The sequence below is a fragment of the Eubacterium sp. BL-380-WT-2B genome (assembly GCF_009696115.1).
GTDB classification, from domain to species: domain Bacteria; phylum Bacillota; class Clostridia; order Eubacteriales; family Eubacteriaceae; genus Eubacterium; species Eubacterium callanderi.
In genome coordinates, this window is the sequence record NZ_VUMP01000014.1 from 1 (window position 1) to 15,146 (window position 15,146).

General features: G+C 44.2%; 14 protein-coding genes. All 14 read right to left on the reverse strand.

Annotation, left to right across the window (positions count from 1 at the left end):
* Positions 1-388 (reverse strand): polysaccharide biosynthesis protein (locus FYJ53_RS20470; protein WP_154557725.1); only part of this gene is annotated, 388 nt, incomplete at its 3' end.
* A complete protein-coding gene (locus FYJ53_RS20475) occupies positions 381-1,607 on the reverse strand; it encodes a glycosyltransferase family 4 protein (protein ID WP_148430511.1) in 1,227 nt (408 codons plus the stop codon). The genes FYJ53_RS20470 and FYJ53_RS20475, both read right to left, overlap by 8 nt.
* A 3-nt stretch (positions 1,608-1,610) precedes the next feature.
* Entirely contained in the window at positions 1,611-2,348 is a 738-nt protein-coding gene (locus tag FYJ53_RS20480; RefSeq protein WP_148430509.1) for an N-acetyltransferase, read from the reverse strand.
* Complete coding sequence (locus FYJ53_RS20485) at positions 2,342-2,959, reverse strand: sugar transferase (protein WP_154557726.1); 618 nt, start codon at positions 2,957-2,959, stop codon at positions 2,342-2,344. Before FYJ53_RS20485 ends, FYJ53_RS20480 begins: the two co-directional genes overlap by 7 nt.
* Complete coding sequence (locus FYJ53_RS20490; RefSeq protein ID WP_148430508.1) at positions 2,956-4,182, reverse strand: DegT/DnrJ/EryC1/StrS aminotransferase family protein; 1,227 nt, start codon at positions 4,180-4,182, stop codon at positions 2,956-2,958. The genes FYJ53_RS20485 and FYJ53_RS20490 overlap by 4 nt, the downstream gene beginning before the upstream one ends.
* 243 nt (positions 4,183-4,425) lie before the next feature.
* Entirely contained in the window at positions 4,426-5,712 is a 1,287-nt protein-coding gene (locus FYJ53_RS20495) for a hypothetical protein (RefSeq protein ID WP_154557727.1), read from the reverse strand.
* Positions 5,713-6,262: 550 nt separating this feature from the next.
* Positions 6,263-7,660, reverse strand: a complete 1,398-nt coding sequence (locus tag FYJ53_RS20500; protein WP_148430504.1) for a 3D domain-containing protein — start codon at positions 7,658-7,660, stop codon at positions 6,263-6,265.
* Positions 7,661-7,889: 229 nt separating this feature from the next.
* Entirely contained in the window at positions 7,890-8,516 is a 627-nt protein-coding gene (locus FYJ53_RS20505; protein ID WP_013380719.1) for a V-type ATP synthase subunit D, read from the reverse strand.
* A 10-nt stretch (positions 8,517-8,526) separates the two neighbouring features.
* Entirely contained in the window at positions 8,527-9,912 is a 1,386-nt protein-coding gene (locus FYJ53_RS20510; protein WP_038351487.1) for a V-type ATP synthase subunit B, read from the reverse strand.
* An 11-nt stretch (positions 9,913-9,923) separates the two neighbouring features.
* A complete protein-coding gene (locus tag FYJ53_RS20515; protein WP_148430502.1) occupies positions 9,924-11,711 on the reverse strand; it encodes a V-type ATP synthase subunit A in 1,788 nt (595 codons plus the stop codon).
* The gene (locus FYJ53_RS20520) at positions 11,712-12,329 is read right to left on the reverse strand and encodes a V-type ATP synthase subunit E (protein ID WP_070081239.1); all 618 of its coding nucleotides are present in this window, start codon (positions 12,327-12,329) and stop codon (positions 11,712-11,714) included.
* Positions 12,330-12,341: 12 nt separating this feature from the next.
* On the reverse strand, positions 12,342-12,644 hold the full coding sequence (locus tag FYJ53_RS20525; RefSeq protein ID WP_148430500.1) for a V-type ATP synthase subunit F: 303 nt from the start codon (positions 12,642-12,644) through the stop codon (positions 12,342-12,344).
* Between the two features lie 20 nt (positions 12,645-12,664).
* Positions 12,665-13,099 carry an ATP synthase subunit C gene (locus FYJ53_RS20530; protein WP_013380724.1) on the reverse strand — a complete coding sequence of 145 codons (435 nt, stop codon included), beginning with the start codon at positions 13,097-13,099 and terminating at the stop codon, positions 12,665-12,667.
* Between the two features lie 62 nt (positions 13,100-13,161).
* Positions 13,162-15,129: a V-type ATP synthase subunit I gene (locus FYJ53_RS20535; RefSeq protein ID WP_013380725.1), complete on the reverse strand. Its 1,968-nt coding sequence runs from the start codon at positions 15,127-15,129 to the stop codon at positions 13,162-13,164.
* Between the last annotated feature and the right edge of the window lie 17 nt (positions 15,130-15,146).

A 15,146-nucleotide genomic window follows, 5' to 3' on the forward strand; every position in this document is an offset into this window, starting at 1 on the left:
TGGACAGACAGATGACTTTTTTGACGCCTTCTTCGATGGCAGCGGTCAGCACGTTGTCAGTGCCGATAACGTTGGTCTTGACGGCCTCAATAGGAAAAAACTCGCAGGAGGGCACCTGTTTTAAGGCAGCGGCGTGGAAGACATAGTCCACGCCGTGCATGGCGTCCTTCACACTCCGCAGGTTCCTCACATCGCCGATATAGAATTTTATTTTTTCACTGATCTCTGGGCATTTGGCTTGATATTCATGGCGCATGTCGTCCTGTTTCTTTTCGTCTCTTGAGAAAATGCGGATTTCCTTGATTTCGGTTTTTAAAAAGCGGTTGAGCACGGCGTGGCCGAAGCTGCCGGTACCGCCCGTGATGAGTAGGGTTTCTCCTTCAAACATGGCTTACTCCTAAACTAAATTGTTGTTCTAGTTGTTCTAGTTGTTGTATTGAATAACATATGTCAAAATTTTTCTCTAAATATTTTCTGCCGTTATTTCCCATCACTACCCTCTTTTCTTTGTTTTGGGCTAACTGATGGATATTATTAATAAATACATCCATTTCATCAGAATAACCAGTAAGACCACATCGACTTTCTTTAATCATTTTTAAAATGTCTGTTACTCTGTCTGTTGCCGCTATAACTGGCATTCCTTGTTCCATGTAAGATAAAACCCTTGATGGATAGTTCGGAATAGTAAATCGATGGTCTAATAGAATTAGTCCAACATCGCATTCTTGAATAAGAGCTTCATAATCCTTTCGAGGTAAGTTATCGATCAGCCGAAAGTTTTTCGCTTTTGCTAAATTTAATTCTTTTTTTGCTTTTTCTTTTTCAGATCCTCGGCCAACTAATAAAAAGAAAATATTTTTTTCATCTTTAAGTCGAATAACCGCTTGCACCAAAAAATCAATGGCCTGAGGTTTTCCCATATTTCCACCGAAGACAAAAACAACTGCCTCTTGCGGAATTTGATATTTTTTTCTATAACTTAAATTTTTATTTTTAACAAATACTCGTTCTTTAATCTTCTTGGTATTAGGAAAAATTTTCACTTTAGAACTATCTATATACGGATTATGTTTGATAAGGTATTCTCGATTCGCTTCAGACATACAACCAATATAAGTGGCTGTTTGATAAAGTGATCTTTCTTTTCTTTGAAAAAAAGCATGAATTAAACCATTCTTTTTATATAATCCTAGATCAACACCATTTTGAGGAAAAATATCTTTTAACATTAAATACGATGGACAATCATAGTAATACATACACGACCGAACGGTCTGATATAATGTTACCGGAGGTGATTCAAATAGAATAAAATCAAAAACGTCATTAGTAATAATTTTTTGAATTCCTCTAGTCAATTTTTTGTTCATCGTTAAAGCAGCTATCCCTTTTTTAAAATAACTGACATTGTAGTAAGGCTTTACTTTTATTCTTAAAACAGGTATGCCTCTTTCTTTCTTCAAGCTATTCTCTTTTACTTGCGAATCAGCTACCGCTACCACCACTTGATGACCTTTTAATGTTAACTCCTCAGCTAGATCCGTATATATTGTTGATCCCTCATTTTCTTTTGGGAAAATTGTTGATATATATAAAATCCTCATATTTTATTCCCACCAATGGTAAACAGTCATTTTTTCTTTTTCTTTAAAATTACAGCTATGGTAAAAATTAATAGCATCTACATTATCCAACTGTGTTCCTACTTTTAAGGTTTTTGTGCTTAGTTGACTCAAGTAACTTTCCAGATATTTAAGCATATTTCTTCCAACATGCTTTCCTTTCTGTTGTTTATCCACTGCGATCAGTTCAATCACTGCGCTTTCTTCTTCCATTCTAAACAGAATGAAACCATAAATTTTTTCATTGAATTGAGCTTTTAAAAAATATTTATCTTCTTGTTTAAAAGCATTCTTAGCCCAATGGTAATAGACGAGCTCTCCTTTTCTTTCTTTTAAAAAAGGGTCGTTTGTAAATTTTGAAATAGTGAATGCTTCTTTTGAAATTGTCAGTATGTCTTCATTTCTTTGCTGCCTATTATTTACAAAAAAATTTAACTTTAACGAATCGATTGTTTCCTGTTTAGTTTTTATTCTTTTTATGAATTGAATATTTGTATCTACTAAAAAGGCATTTGTGTTCTTGCCTATTAAATAGTTGTTATAGGCTTGATTTCCATGATTGTTCAGGGATACGAAGTGATAATCTCTGACTTCCTGCATCATTGTCATGAAATCTTTTTGATTGATTTCTCTGTTCAAATCAACCCGGCAAGATGAAACGCCAAAATACTCGCTGTCCCATTCCAGCTTTTTTACTGTAAAAGGATTTTGTGTGTTCAGCATTTTTGTTTCTCCATCGGTTTATCTATTACAAACACACTATCTTTTTTAAGAATGGTTGTGATTGTTTTTAAAAAAACTTTGATATCTAATCTGAGTGTCAAGTGGTCAATATAGTAAATATCGTTTTTAATACGCTCTTTCCATTCAATGGAGTTGCGGTAATAAGCTTGTGAATACCCTGAAATACCGGGTCTTACTTCTAATTTTCTTTTTTCATCACCAATGTATTCTTTTTGGTGTTCTGGTAAATCTGGTCTCGGCCCAATAAAGCTCATATCGCCTTTAAGCACGTTCAGCAGCTGTGGTGTCTCATCAATACTCGTTTTGCGGATAAACTTGCCAATCTTCGTCACTCTTGGGTCATCTTCACCATTGTATGTCGAGCCGTCTTCTAAACGGATATCTGGTGCGTTGACTTTCATCGACCTGAATTTATACATTTTAAAGGTTTTGCCGTCTTTTCCTAACCTCGGGGCATTGTAAAAAACCGGTCCGCGGTCTTCTGCCTTAATGGCGATGGCTGTTGGGATAAAAACGATGGCAAAGAAGGGAAGACCTACAATGGACAGGATTATGTCACAGCATCTTTTTCCATACTTTTTATAAATCATGACGCTATGGCCTCGCTTTGCATTTCTCTTTGAATGATCTCTTGTATATTTTTTATGATATAGTCCACTTCCTCATCACTCAGACAGGTATGCAGCGGCAGGGTGATCTCATTCTTATACATCGTATAGGCCCAGGGGTACTGCTTCATATCAAACCCCAGGTTTTTATAGGCGGTGTGCATGGGCAGTGGCTTATAGTGGACGTTTGTGGCAATGCCACGCTCTGCCAGCTCGGTGATCAGGGCGTTGCGGTAATCGCTATTTTTATCCTTTAGCCGCATAAGATAGAGATGGGCGCTGGAGTGCTTGTCTTTGGTGTCGTGGGGCATCACTTCGACGGGCAGGTCTGCAAATGCATCGTTATATCTTTGAATGATTTCTTTTCTGCGTTTGATAATCGCGTCGTACCGTTCGAGCTGTTTCAGGCCCAAGGCGGCCTGCAGATCGGTCATATTGCATTTATAACCGGGATAGATGATGTCGTATTCCCAGGCGCCTTTTTGTGTTTTTGCCAGGGCGTCTTTGGACTGCCCGTGGAGGGACCAGAGCATGAACTGGTGATAGATGGTTTCATCGTCAATGCCTTTGGTGGGTTTCCAGGTCACGGCTCCGCCTTCGGCGGTGGTCAGGTTCTTGACGGCATGGAAGGAGAAGGTGGTGAAGTCGGCGACTTCCCCGCTCATTCTGCCTCTGTACTGTGCTCCTAAGGAGTGGGCGCCGTCGGCGATGACGGCTACCCGGCCGATGGCTTTCTGAAGGTCGTTTTTTCCGGGCTTAAACAGGCTTCTTTTGGCCTCAACGGCTTCAAAGATTTCGTCGTAATCGCACATGACGCCGCCGATGTCCACGGGGATCACGGCTTTGGTTCGCCTGGTAATGGCTTTTTCGATGGCTTTGGGATTGACGTGAAAAGCGTTCGGAGTACTGTCTACCAGCACGAGCTTTGCCCCCACATGCGCCACCACGCTGGCGGAGGCGGTATAGGTATAGGCAGGCACAATGACCTCATCGCCTGGCCCAACGCCGAGGATTCTCAGGGTCAGCTCCAGGGCGGTGGTGGCTGCGCTGAGGCAGGCGGTCTTTTGGGTATGGCAGTATTCTGAAAGCTTTTTTTCAAAGGCCTTTGTTCGGGGGCCGGTAGTGATCCAGCCGGATTTAAGGGCTGCGATGACTTCATCAATATCTTCCTGTCGGATATCAGGCGGTGAAAATGGTATGTTCATTTCAAGATTTCCTTATGCTTAAATTTAAAACTCGTAGCACTCATGATCAAAAATGATCCTTTAATCTTTACTTTCGTCGCATTGTGTTTATCTTTTCTATAATACATAGAAAAAACCAAACACAATGCGACGCGAAATAAAAACAGGTGGTGCTAAACCTGTACTTCTGGCCTTATAGACGAAAAGCACACCTATAAATTTCTTCACAGGATTTAATTATAATTAGCTCAACCACTATGTTTATCAGGCAACACCCTGATAAAATTTGTAATAAAACCCTTTTCCCAGATTCCTCGCGCTGTTCAGCGCTGTACTCCCCCGGTGGCCTTCTTTACAGACGAAGTTTTTTCCGCCGTAGAAGTTGGCGCTGGGGTTCTGGTACTCGGTGTTGTGCCTGGCGATGGGGGCATCGCAGTGGTAGCATCGTGTGCTGGCGTAGTAGGGCTTGCTGGTCATGGCGACCAGGCCTTTTCGCCAGGCTTTGTACTGGACGTATCGCGCGATGCGCCTTCCGATAAAGTCGTAGGGTGTTTTGCCCAGGTAGGGCTTTTTCGCCTGATTGAAGCTTTCTTTGAGCTCGGGCAGGACGATGAGTTTGGCGCCCTGTTTAATGGCGTAATCGACGATCTTTCGGCTTACCTCATGGGCGTAGTGGTCGGTGATGCGGGTGATTTTTTCATAATATTTCGCATTTGGACGATGCTCTTGCGGAACGCTGAGGGCAGCGTTCCCTACAGTGTGCGTCATATCGTTCCCAGCAATGCCGCGTTTGGTATACCCTAGAAGCAGCTTCCTACGGTGGGCCAGTTCTTTTCCGCCTTTAATGAAATATGGGGTGGTGGCACGACCGTCTGCTTCGATGGTGGTACAAACTGCGAGGCTGTCGGAACCGGTTAAGGCCACGGCGACAAACTTTTCGTTTTGTTTTACGCGCTCTTTGGCGGTCCGGCTGTCTTCCACGATCTCCTTGACGGGGATGTGGAGCATGACTTTTTTCTTTTTGATGACAATGGTCGGGCTCATAAGCTCGGCGTTTTCTGGAAAGGGTCTACCCGTATAACGGTGCTTGACCCAGGCCCAGGTTTTGCCGGTGTAGAGCTTGAGCAGTATGCTTTTTTCGTCAAAGTCTTTGTACATGCCTTTGTAGTAGAGCACGGACATATGCAGACACTTTGGCGGGCTGGGCTTTCCGCTTTTTATCGGGCCTTCCTGCCACGCCTTGAGCTTTCCCATATAACTCCTATACATGCTGATGGCCGCGTTGATGGCGGCGCGTCTAAAGTACAGGGGGATTTTCTCAAAGGGCAGGGGCGTTTCGGGCGGGGTGCCGTCTCGCTGTTTTATGGTCTGCAGCTCTAAATGGCGCAGTAAATTTTGATTGGAGAGACTGAGTGCTTCGGGCTGCTTCTCGAGCAGCTCATAGTAGAATGCCAGGACAGCGTCAAAGAGAGACTGGGTTTGTTTAAACCAGTCTAAATGCTTGTAATTCAGCTGTATTTTGTACGTCGTGATGGCGTATCCCGCACTCATTTTAGGGCCTCCATTTGTTCGCAGACTATTCAAAGTCTGCGAGTCTTTTTTTTATTTCACTTTTTTATAATTTAACTGCGATACCTATTATAACATTAGGTAATGAAAAAAGCATCAACTTTTTTAAAAAAATTAAATATTTTTCTTCAAAGTCAATTTATGTCTATATTTTAACAATAAAAGTGTTTTTCGTCAAATTTTCGTTTCTTATTTATAAAAGACTGATGTGGTCAAAACATGGTTAGAATAAAGCTTGAATATCTTGATTTTGAGCCATTTTCTTTATATTTTCATTTTTAATTTCAAATCCTTCTCTGGTCAAGGATATGGTCAAATTTTTCCAAGGTGGTTGCTAGGACTTTGACACAGCGTTTTGTTCGCAGACTTTGAATAGTCTACGAGTCTTTTTCTTTTTATAATGAGTATATCTCAACCGTCCCAAGAATTCAGGACCGCGTACACTTTAAAGCTTTCATCAATATTCTTCAACAAAAAAACCTCTCTGCAAAACCGGGATTACCCGGTGCGCAGAGAGGTTTACGATTTCGATTTAATTTAACACATAAGCATCCAGATTACGGCGTCCAAAGCTGATGGCTTCGGCGTAGCTGTCAAAGAAGATGTCAATGACATTGCCTTTTACAGCACCGCCACTGTCTTCTACGGTAAATACAGTGTCAAAATATGGAATATAGATTCTGGTGCCAATGGGATAATTGGACAGATCGGCTGCGATGGTATGGCCGGATGTGGGCCATGCGCCGGAAGCTGTCGCGTTACCGGTTGCCACATAAGCGGTACAGTTTGCGGTAAAATGGGTCGCATTACTCAGATCAATCCCATTGCTTTCTTCTGCAGGCTGTTCAGGTTCTGGCTCAGGTGCCGGGGCGGGCTCTGGCGTTGGGGCTGGAGCAGGTTCCGGTGCAGGAGCAGGCTGTTCTGCGGGAGCTTCTGGCTGTGTGGCCTCGGGTGTGGGTTCAGGTGTCGGAGTTGGCGCCGGTTCTGCGGCTTTTGTTCCAACCTCTACGACTTCGGTCACCGGCTCTTTAATGGTTTCCTTAGAAACAACTGAACGGGCAGTTTCCTTGCCATTTTCGTAGGTTACATTTTCGGTGATCTTGGCTGTGCCGTTGACACCAGCGGTTTTTACATTGGTTTTTCCCTGTTCCAGCTCTGGGTTTTCGACCTTCTGGCTGGAAAAGGCAATGGATTCTTCACGGGTTTCCTGTTTTACTTCGGTGGTTACCTTGCTGCCGACTTCAATGACTTCGGTCACTGGCTCCAGCACGGTCTGAGCCGATACGGTTTCACGGCTGACCAGAATGCCATCCTCGTAGATCAGCTTATCGGTAATTTTCTTGCTGCCGTTTACGCCTGCGGTTATGATATTCTGTTTTCCATCTTCAAGCTCAGGATTAACAGTCTGTTTAACCTCAAAGGGAATGGCCTCCATACGGCTTTCTTCCTTTTCCTCACGGCGGACGATTTTGACCTCTTTAACCTCTGTGGTCAAGGGGGTATCTGCTGATGGCACCACTACATCGCTCGCACCCAAGGTAATGTTCTGATCCTTTAACAGGTCTCCGACCGTGTCGGCTGTGGAATCATAGGTATGGCCGTTTCCGTCCACGTTTAAGGTTCCCTTGGCGTTCTTTTTAATGGTAACATTGTCGACATCTTTCACCTTGGTATCAAGGGGGACGCTGACAGTGTACTCACTGGTATCGACAGGATAGCCCTTTTGCTTGAGCACTTCGCCGATCTGGGACTGACGCTGGCTGGCCAGTGTCTGGGTCTGGACGCTGCCGTTTCCGGTGTTTTCGTCCAGTGATACTTCAATGTTCTTGGTCATTGTAAAGGCACAGGCAATGCCCATGGCAACGGTCAATACGATTAAGAAAATCATACCAACGATCTTTTTCCAATGACTGCTCATGAATTCACTCATAAATAATTGCTTCCTTTCATTTTCTTGTGTTCTTCTTTTGGAAAAACGGTTGAAAGTATAATAGAAAAAATAATAATTTCACTATAAATTTTATCAAAATTCAACTAAAGTGTCAATAAATCTTAATATTGTAACAATTTCAAAAAATTTGGTCGACTTTGTAAAGATGACCTGAAAAACAGGCAAAATAAGAAAAACCACCGAAAACGGTGGTTTTTGTAACGTTACGTTATGATTGATTATGTTTTTTGACCTTTTTAATGCGGAAGTTCTCTTCCCTGTCTTTTTCTTCGATGCTTTCTTCGATGTATTTAATTTGATCCTTAAGCTTTGGAATCTGAATTTTATCCAGAGCATTGGCACTTTTCTGTGTTTTTTTGATCTCAATGGACAGCTTGAAGGCTGTACTCTCGATTTCTGCCAATTTATAGGATAGATGCTTAACCTCGTTAAATTTCTCGATGGCCACATCCAGGGCCGGATTATTTTCATGGAAGCCATAGGGCAGGCTGAAATTTTTATTCTTGTCCACGTTATCCACGATCTCTGGAATATCGACGCCCATGACGCTTCGGGTACGAACGTCAAAGTCTTCTTCCTGCGGGATGGATAAGGCATATTCCTCAACGTGGTTGAGGCCCATGCTGATGGTTACCTGCTGTAATGCAATATAAGCTTCCTTAAAAATTTCGGTGATTTGCTGTTCGATCTCCTCGGACTGCTTGACCAGCTTCATGATTTCCTGAATCAGGACGGTCCGCTTTTTATCGAGCAGGTTATACCCTTTGGTTGAAAAGGCCAGGCTTGACTTCGACTTGATTAAATTTGCCTTAGTCGGCGTGATTTTAATGGCCATAAATGATCACCTACGCATTCTTCTTTGGCAGATATTTTTCGATCAGTTTTGGACTCAGACGGTCAAGCTCTGTGACTGGCAGAATGGTTAACAGCTTCCAGCCAAGGTCCAGACTTTCATAAATGGTCCGGTTTTCATCAAAGTCCTGGCTCAGGAATTCATCTTCAAAGGCGCGGCCAAACTCCATATACAGCTTGTCAGTTTCGGAAAGGTCATCCTCACCCATAATCTGGGACAGGTCACGGACTTCCTGCACTCTGGAATAAGCGGCAAACAGCTGGTTGGCCAGATCCTGATGGTCTTCACGGGTGTACCCCTCCCCGATACCGTCCTTCATAAGACGGGAGAGGGATGGCAGGACATCAATCGGCGGATAAATACTCCGCTGGAACAAATCACGTCCCAACACGATCTGGCCTTCGGTAATATAACCCGTTAAGTCAGGAATCGGGTGGGTGATATCATCATTCGGCATGGTCAGAATCGGCAAGAAGGTGATCGAACCCTTGCTGCTCTTTAACATACCAGCGCGTTCGTATAGTGCCGCCAGGTCGGAGTACATGTAGCCAGGGTAGCCCTTACGGCTTGGTACTTCTTCACGGGCGGAGGAAATTTCACGTAAGCCCTCGCAGTAAGCGGTAATATCGCTCATGACAACCAGAATGTGCATGTCTTTCTGGAAAGCCAGATATTCGGCAACCGTCAGCGCACACCGCGGCGCGGTGTTTCTTTCTGCTACCGGGTCATCGGCATAGTTGACAAACATGACAACCCGGTCCATGACATTGGCTTCCTCGAAGGTTTTGCGGAAGAACTTTTCATCATCGTGCTTAACACCAATGGCGGCAAACACAATGGCGAACTGTTCGTCCACGTCGTCACTCAGCTTTGCCTGACGCACGATCTGTGCGGCCAGCTCGTTATGTGACAGGCCGTTTCCGGAGAAGATCGGCAGCTTCTGGCCACGGATAAGGGTCATCAGCACGTCGATAGCGGAGATACCCGTCTGAATAAAGTTACGCGGGTATTCACGGCTCATGGGGTTGATGGGCGCCCCGTTGATATTGGATTCAATGGTACTGAAGATATCCGCACCGTTATCAATGGGCTCTCCAATCCCGTTAAACACACGGCCCATGAGGTCCATGGACATCGGGATTTTAAAGGCGTCGCCTGTAAAGCGGGTAACGCTGTTTTCTGCTGCCAGGCCGGCTGTGGACTGGAACACCTGGACGGTGATGGTCGTGCCATCAATTTTGATGACCTTCCCCTTTTTCACTTCGCCGGTGGCCTGGTCCTGAATGTTTACAACCTCGCCGTAAAAAACATCCTCAACGTCTGTGATCAGAATAAGAGGCCCGTTAATGTTGTCTATTTTTAGATATTCTCTCTGCATACTGTGCCTCCTTAATCCTGATATCTGCGCATGAGATCATCGTAGTATTCATCAATATCCTGTCTCAGGACATCAATACCACTAAAATCATCATTCGGAATATTGTATTTCATCTTGATGACATCATCAAAGATTTTTTCATTGTACAGCACAGATGTCGGTATCCCCTGCTTCAGGCCAACCAGCCCTTTTTCATAGAGATAATCCATAATCTTTAACATGCGGTACTGTTTTTCAAGCGGTACATAGGTATCGGTATCGTCAAAGGTATTTTGCTGCAGGAAGCCGACTCGGATGAGCTTGGCGATACTGAGTACCCAGCGCTGGTCATCTGGCAGCGCGTCTTCACCGATGAGCATAACCATTTCCTGAAGCTTGTTTTCCTGAAACAGAAGATCCAGCATTTTATTCCGAAGCTGGATGCTGTCCTCCGCCACGTTATCTTCATACCAGTCCGTCAGCAGCTTCACATAGCCGGAATAGCTTTCCATCCAGTTGATGGCAGGATAGTGGCGGGCGTAAGCCAGGTTCTTATCCAGCGCCAGGAAGGTGTTGACATAGCGCTTGGTATTTTCGGTAACAGGTTCTGAGAAGTCCCCGCCAGCCGGTGATACGGCGCCGACAATACTGATGGAGCCCTCCTCCCCGCACAAGGTGTCTACAGAGCCTGCGCGTTCGTAAAACTCTGCGATACGGGATGAGAGATAGGCCGGATAACCTTCTTCAGCCGGCATTTCTTCCAGACGGCCGGAGATTTCACGCAGGGCTTCTGCCCAACGGGAGGTGGAGTCTGCCATCATGGCCACGTCATAGCCCATATCTCTGAAATATTCTGCCATGGTAATGCCCGTATAAATACTGGCTTCACGGGCCGCAACCGGCATGTTTGAGGTGTTGGCGATCATAACCGTACGTTCCATGATGGATTCGCCGGATTTCGGGTCGATGAGGCCTGGGAAATCTTCGATAACCTCGGTCATTTCATTACCACGTTCGCCGCAGCCGATATAAATAATAATATCCGCATCAGACCATTTGGCCAGCTGATGCTGGGTTGTGGTCTTACCTGTACCAAAACCACCAGGGATGGCTGCTGTACCGCCCTTGGCAATGGGGAAGAAAAAGTCAATGATACGCTGGCCGGTGACCAGTGGTTTTTCCGGCTCTCTTCTGAACCTGGTCGGACGCGGTGTTCTTACCGGCCATTCCTGGTACATTTTGAGCTCGTGCCGTCTCTTTCTTTCATCCTCAACAACAACCAATACTGTTTCGATATTGTAACTGCCGTCTTCTCTGGCTTCCACAACAGTGCCCTTTACGTTCGGCGGCACCATGAGGCGGTGCTCAATCATCAGGGTTTCCTGTACAGTCCCAAAGATCTGTCCGGGTTTTACGGTATCGCCAACACTCAGTCTGGCTTTGTAATCCCACATTTTTTCTTCATCAATGGACATCAGGCCGATCCCTTCCGGAATAAAAACCGGTGAGATTTCCTGAATTTTTTCCAGCGGACGCTGGATACCATCGAACATATTTTTTAGCATCCCCGGTCCAAGCTTTACGCTTAAAGGCATCCCGGTTGACAGGATTTCCTCGCCGGGCATCAGGCCTTCGGTTTCTTCATATACCTGGATCGTTCCGATGTCGCCGTCCAGTACAATGACTTCACCGATCAGCTTTTTCTTGCCAACCATGACCATTTCACGCATTTTGAAGGCGGTCATATTGGTTCCTGTAACAACGGGTCCGTTGATGCCTGAAATAACGCCTTTTACTTCATTCTTTACTTCATTACTCAATTAACCCACCTGCTTTTCCATTACTTCATTTAAGTGCATACCGATTGTCTTGTAGTTGGTACGAACAAGATTTTCAACGGTAAAGTCACAATTTATACGATTGTCTGTGTCTCTGACTACAATGCCCCCAATGGTGCCTGCAGGTAATGCATCAAATGTGATGGTGTAATCGGGCAGAACCTTTGAGGCGTTTTGTTTGACAAACGCACTGTCCGGGTCATTTACAAAAATAATGATATCCCTGCGGTCTCTCAAAATGCTCGGAACCTTTTCCAGACATTTTACAAGGTAACCGCGGTAGATTTCTGTGCCGACATAATTTCTGGCTTCATCCAGCACCGCCTGTTTAAAATCCTCCAAAATACGGCTTTTTTCTTCCAAAAGCTCTGTTTTTGCAGTGTTTTTACCCTGGGCGATGATTTTGTTCTTATCACGGAAAATAACGTGGTAACCGCGTTCTTCGATACTGCGTTTTTCTTCCTTGATTTTTTCACCAGAAGCCTTCACCATTTCCAGCTTTTTATCCTTCGCTGTATTGATGGTCTGCTTGCCCCATTCGCGTTGTTTCCTTAGGAGATATTGTGTAAAGACACCAAGTTTTTCTTCAACTGATATCATGTGTTCACTTCCTTACAATCCTACGGATTCTTTAATATATTGGGTGATGATTCCCTGCTCTCTCTGATAACCATAGCGGTCCGGTATGACCGTGATCAAAGGGAAGAGAACCTTTTTTTTGGTATCCAGTACGAGATCCTCGATCATTAAATAAGCCTTTTCGGTCAGAAAAATAATGCCGATTTCCCTGTTCTTCAGGGCTTCTTTAAACGTACTTTCAATGGTTTCCTGATCTCTGACGTAGGCGCCTTCGATTCCAGCTAATTTCATGCCTAAATAGGAATCACGATTTTCGCTGATCACAAAAGATTTCATTTTGTCATATCCTTAAAGGCTTAGAGACTACCGATGATCATGATAGAGATAATTAATCCGTAAATGGCAACCCCTTCAGCCAGGCCTACGTAGATCAGAGTTTTACCAAGAATCTTTTCATTTTCGGATACAGCGCCAAGAGCGGCGGAACCAACGACACCAACAGCGTAACCTGCACCCACACAGGCCAAACCGGTAGACAGTGCGGCGCCAATGTAACCCAGACCAGCGTCGGACATGCCGGCAGGATTGGTAGCAGCAGCAACAGCAGATGGAGCAAACATAATTAAAGCAGCAGCCATAGTCGGGATAAATCCGGCTAAATTAAATCTTAAAAACTTTTTCAGGCGGCTCTGTTCAGAGGTGCAGTCCTTATAAATAAAATAAACACCACCGGCAATGGTTGCCAGAACTAAAAGACCAGCTAAAATTGTAATAATTGTTAAAATACTCATTTTAAACTCCTTTTTCTTCGTGTATCCCATCAGGGATAGAAATATTGATCATGTTATTTTGATTAAAGTGTGTTTCTGATTTCACTGCTCAGAGGGACGAATTCTTCCCCGTCGCCTGTATAATACTTACTGAACAGTTCATAGAACTGTAATCTCAGGCACTGGATAAAGTCGATCAGACCTTCCAGCACGATGATTAAAACATTACCAATGATCAGAACAATCACACCGCCGAAACCGCCGCCCACCATTGTGGCCAGAGTTTCAAATGCCATAAACAGTCCAACGTGAGTCAGCGCGAAGGCCCCGACTCTGATAAACGACAGGGTGTTGCTGAGCATGGCCAGCAGCATTTCAAAAAGCTCAAATCCGCTTTCCACATAATAATCCCCTGCGGATGTATCGTATAATTTTCTTTTTCTGATGGTATTGGCGATAGGCTCACGCAGCAGCACCAAGATGACCAACGCGACTGCAAGAACTGCCAAAAACGGTGTAAAGGCACTGCCGCCCGGGATGATCCCCGTAGCGCAGAGCGCGCACAACAAGATGCTGATATAAAGGACAAAGCCGGCAATACCATTCTTGCCAAAGAGTCCTTCTTTAATGTCCCCCGCTCGCAGCTTGTTGATGATGCTGTACAGATAAGCAATAAACAGCATAACCACACCGATCACAACTGCCGTCAAAAGCACCGTATTGATGTTTTCAAAAGGTCTGACCCAAAGTGTCGGCAGAATCGACTCATTACCAAATATACTTCCGTATATGAAGCCAAAAATAATGGAACTGCATGCCATCCGTGCAATAACATGCCCCAATTCTACTCCCCGTTTGCCTAAGATATAGCCGGCCAGTAATAGGACAAGACCTTGGCCTACATCCCCAAACATATACCCAAAGCAAAATAAATATGTGATACTGAGAAATGGGGTGGGATCTAACTCGTTATATGCTGGCACCCCGTACATTTTTACCAGTGTCTCAAAGGGCCTGAAAACCCAGTTGTTTTTCATTTTTGTCGGCGGTTTATTGGCCGCGTCGGGATCGGTGAACATGACAATCATATTGTCATACTGCGCAGCGATCTTTTCCAGGGCCGCTCTGTCTTTTTTGGAGACCCAGCCGGAAAAATAGAAGTTTTCATCGCTGAAAGCCATGTACTTTTTAATGATATTCAAGTTTGCATAAAGTGTGAGCACATTAAAAACTTCTTCTGCTTCCACTCTGTTTTCATCGCGGTGTTTTCTAAGCAGCGTTTCATTTTCGAAAATTGTTTTTTCCAGTTTTACTTTCTCAAGCCCCAGGTCTGTTAAAATATCTCCCGGTACTTTTACATAAGCATCGTCATAGCCTTCAACCAGCTTGAAATTCAACGCCTTTAAAATACGGTTGGTCTCCACCTCAAAATCCTTAGGTGAAATAATCAGAAAGACCTCTTCGTTCTGGCTGGTGTCCCCCACATGGAACACAATGGAAGTAACCGTGTTGTAAATACTCTTTAACCTGGCCGCGTTGTCTTTAGAGACAGAGCCGATGGTATAGGTGAAGTATTCCATGTTGTTTAAATCTTCCATCTTTACATCAATATTTTTGATGTATTCGTAGGCTTCAATACTCGTGTTAACTTTTTTAAGTTCTTCCCGCGCTTTTCCAAGATTTTCAAATTCCGTATCCAGATAGTTTTGGAAACGATCGGCTTTTTCAAGAATTTCACCAAGGTCGTATTCCTTTTTGGACAGGGCTTTTGTATCCAGGGTCAGCTTATTGTCGTAAAGCTCATTTAATTTTTGTACCTTCTGCACAAAAATCTTCTCATCCACCATGTTCTCGCCAGGAACGAGCTGGGCAAATCCCAGCAGCTCACCGATGTTTTCTTCGCAGACTGGCAAAGTAAAACGCCCGGTATCAATTTCGTTCATGGCATCAACAATCTGGATATCATTGAAAAGAAAAATGTCTTTAGCGAAACGGTCGACGTAGTTTATTTTGCCTACAACGTTCATCATCATAACATTTTCTATAGCCATATAATACTTCCTTTCAC

Excerpts from the sequence above, each read along its gene's own strand:
- FYJ53_RS20520 (WP_070081239.1), bottom strand. The coding sequence starts at position 12,329 with ATGATATCAGTTGAAGAAAAACTTGGTGTCTTTACACAATATCTCCTA.
- FYJ53_RS20500 (WP_148430504.1), bottom strand. The coding sequence starts at position 7,660 with ATGAGTGAATTCATGAGCAGTCATTGGAAAAAGATCGTTGGTATGATT.
- FYJ53_RS20480 (WP_148430509.1), bottom strand. The coding sequence starts at position 2,348 with ATGCTGAACACACAAAATCCTTTTACAGTAAAAAAGCTGGAATGGGAC.
- FYJ53_RS20510 (WP_038351487.1), bottom strand. The coding sequence starts at position 9,912 with ATGCAGAGAGAATATCTAAAAATAGACAACATTAACGGGCCTCTTATT.
- FYJ53_RS20490 (WP_148430508.1), bottom strand. The coding sequence starts at position 4,182 with ATGAACATACCATTTTCACCGCCTGATATCCGACAGGAAGATATTGAT.
- FYJ53_RS20530 (WP_013380724.1), bottom strand. The coding sequence starts at position 13,099 with ATGAGTATTTTAACAATTATTACAATTTTAGCTGGTCTTTTAGTTCTG.
- FYJ53_RS20505 (WP_013380719.1), bottom strand. The coding sequence starts at position 8,516 with ATGGCCATTAAAATCACGCCGACTAAGGCAAATTTAATCAAGTCGAAG.
- FYJ53_RS20485 (WP_154557726.1), bottom strand. The coding sequence starts at position 2,959 with ATGATTTATAAAAAGTATGGAAAAAGATGCTGTGACATAATCCTGTCC.
- FYJ53_RS20525 (WP_148430500.1), bottom strand. The coding sequence starts at position 12,644 with ATGAAATCTTTTGTGATCAGCGAAAATCGTGATTCCTATTTAGGCATG.
- FYJ53_RS20475 (WP_148430511.1), bottom strand. The coding sequence starts at position 1,607 with ATGAGGATTTTATATATATCAACAATTTTCCCAAAAGAAAATGAGGGA.
- FYJ53_RS20535 (WP_013380725.1), bottom strand. The coding sequence starts at position 15,129 with ATGGCTATAGAAAATGTTATGATGATGAACGTTGTAGGCAAAATAAAC.
- FYJ53_RS20495 (WP_154557727.1), bottom strand. The coding sequence starts at position 5,712 with ATGAGTGCGGGATACGCCATCACGACGTACAAAATACAGCTGAATTAC.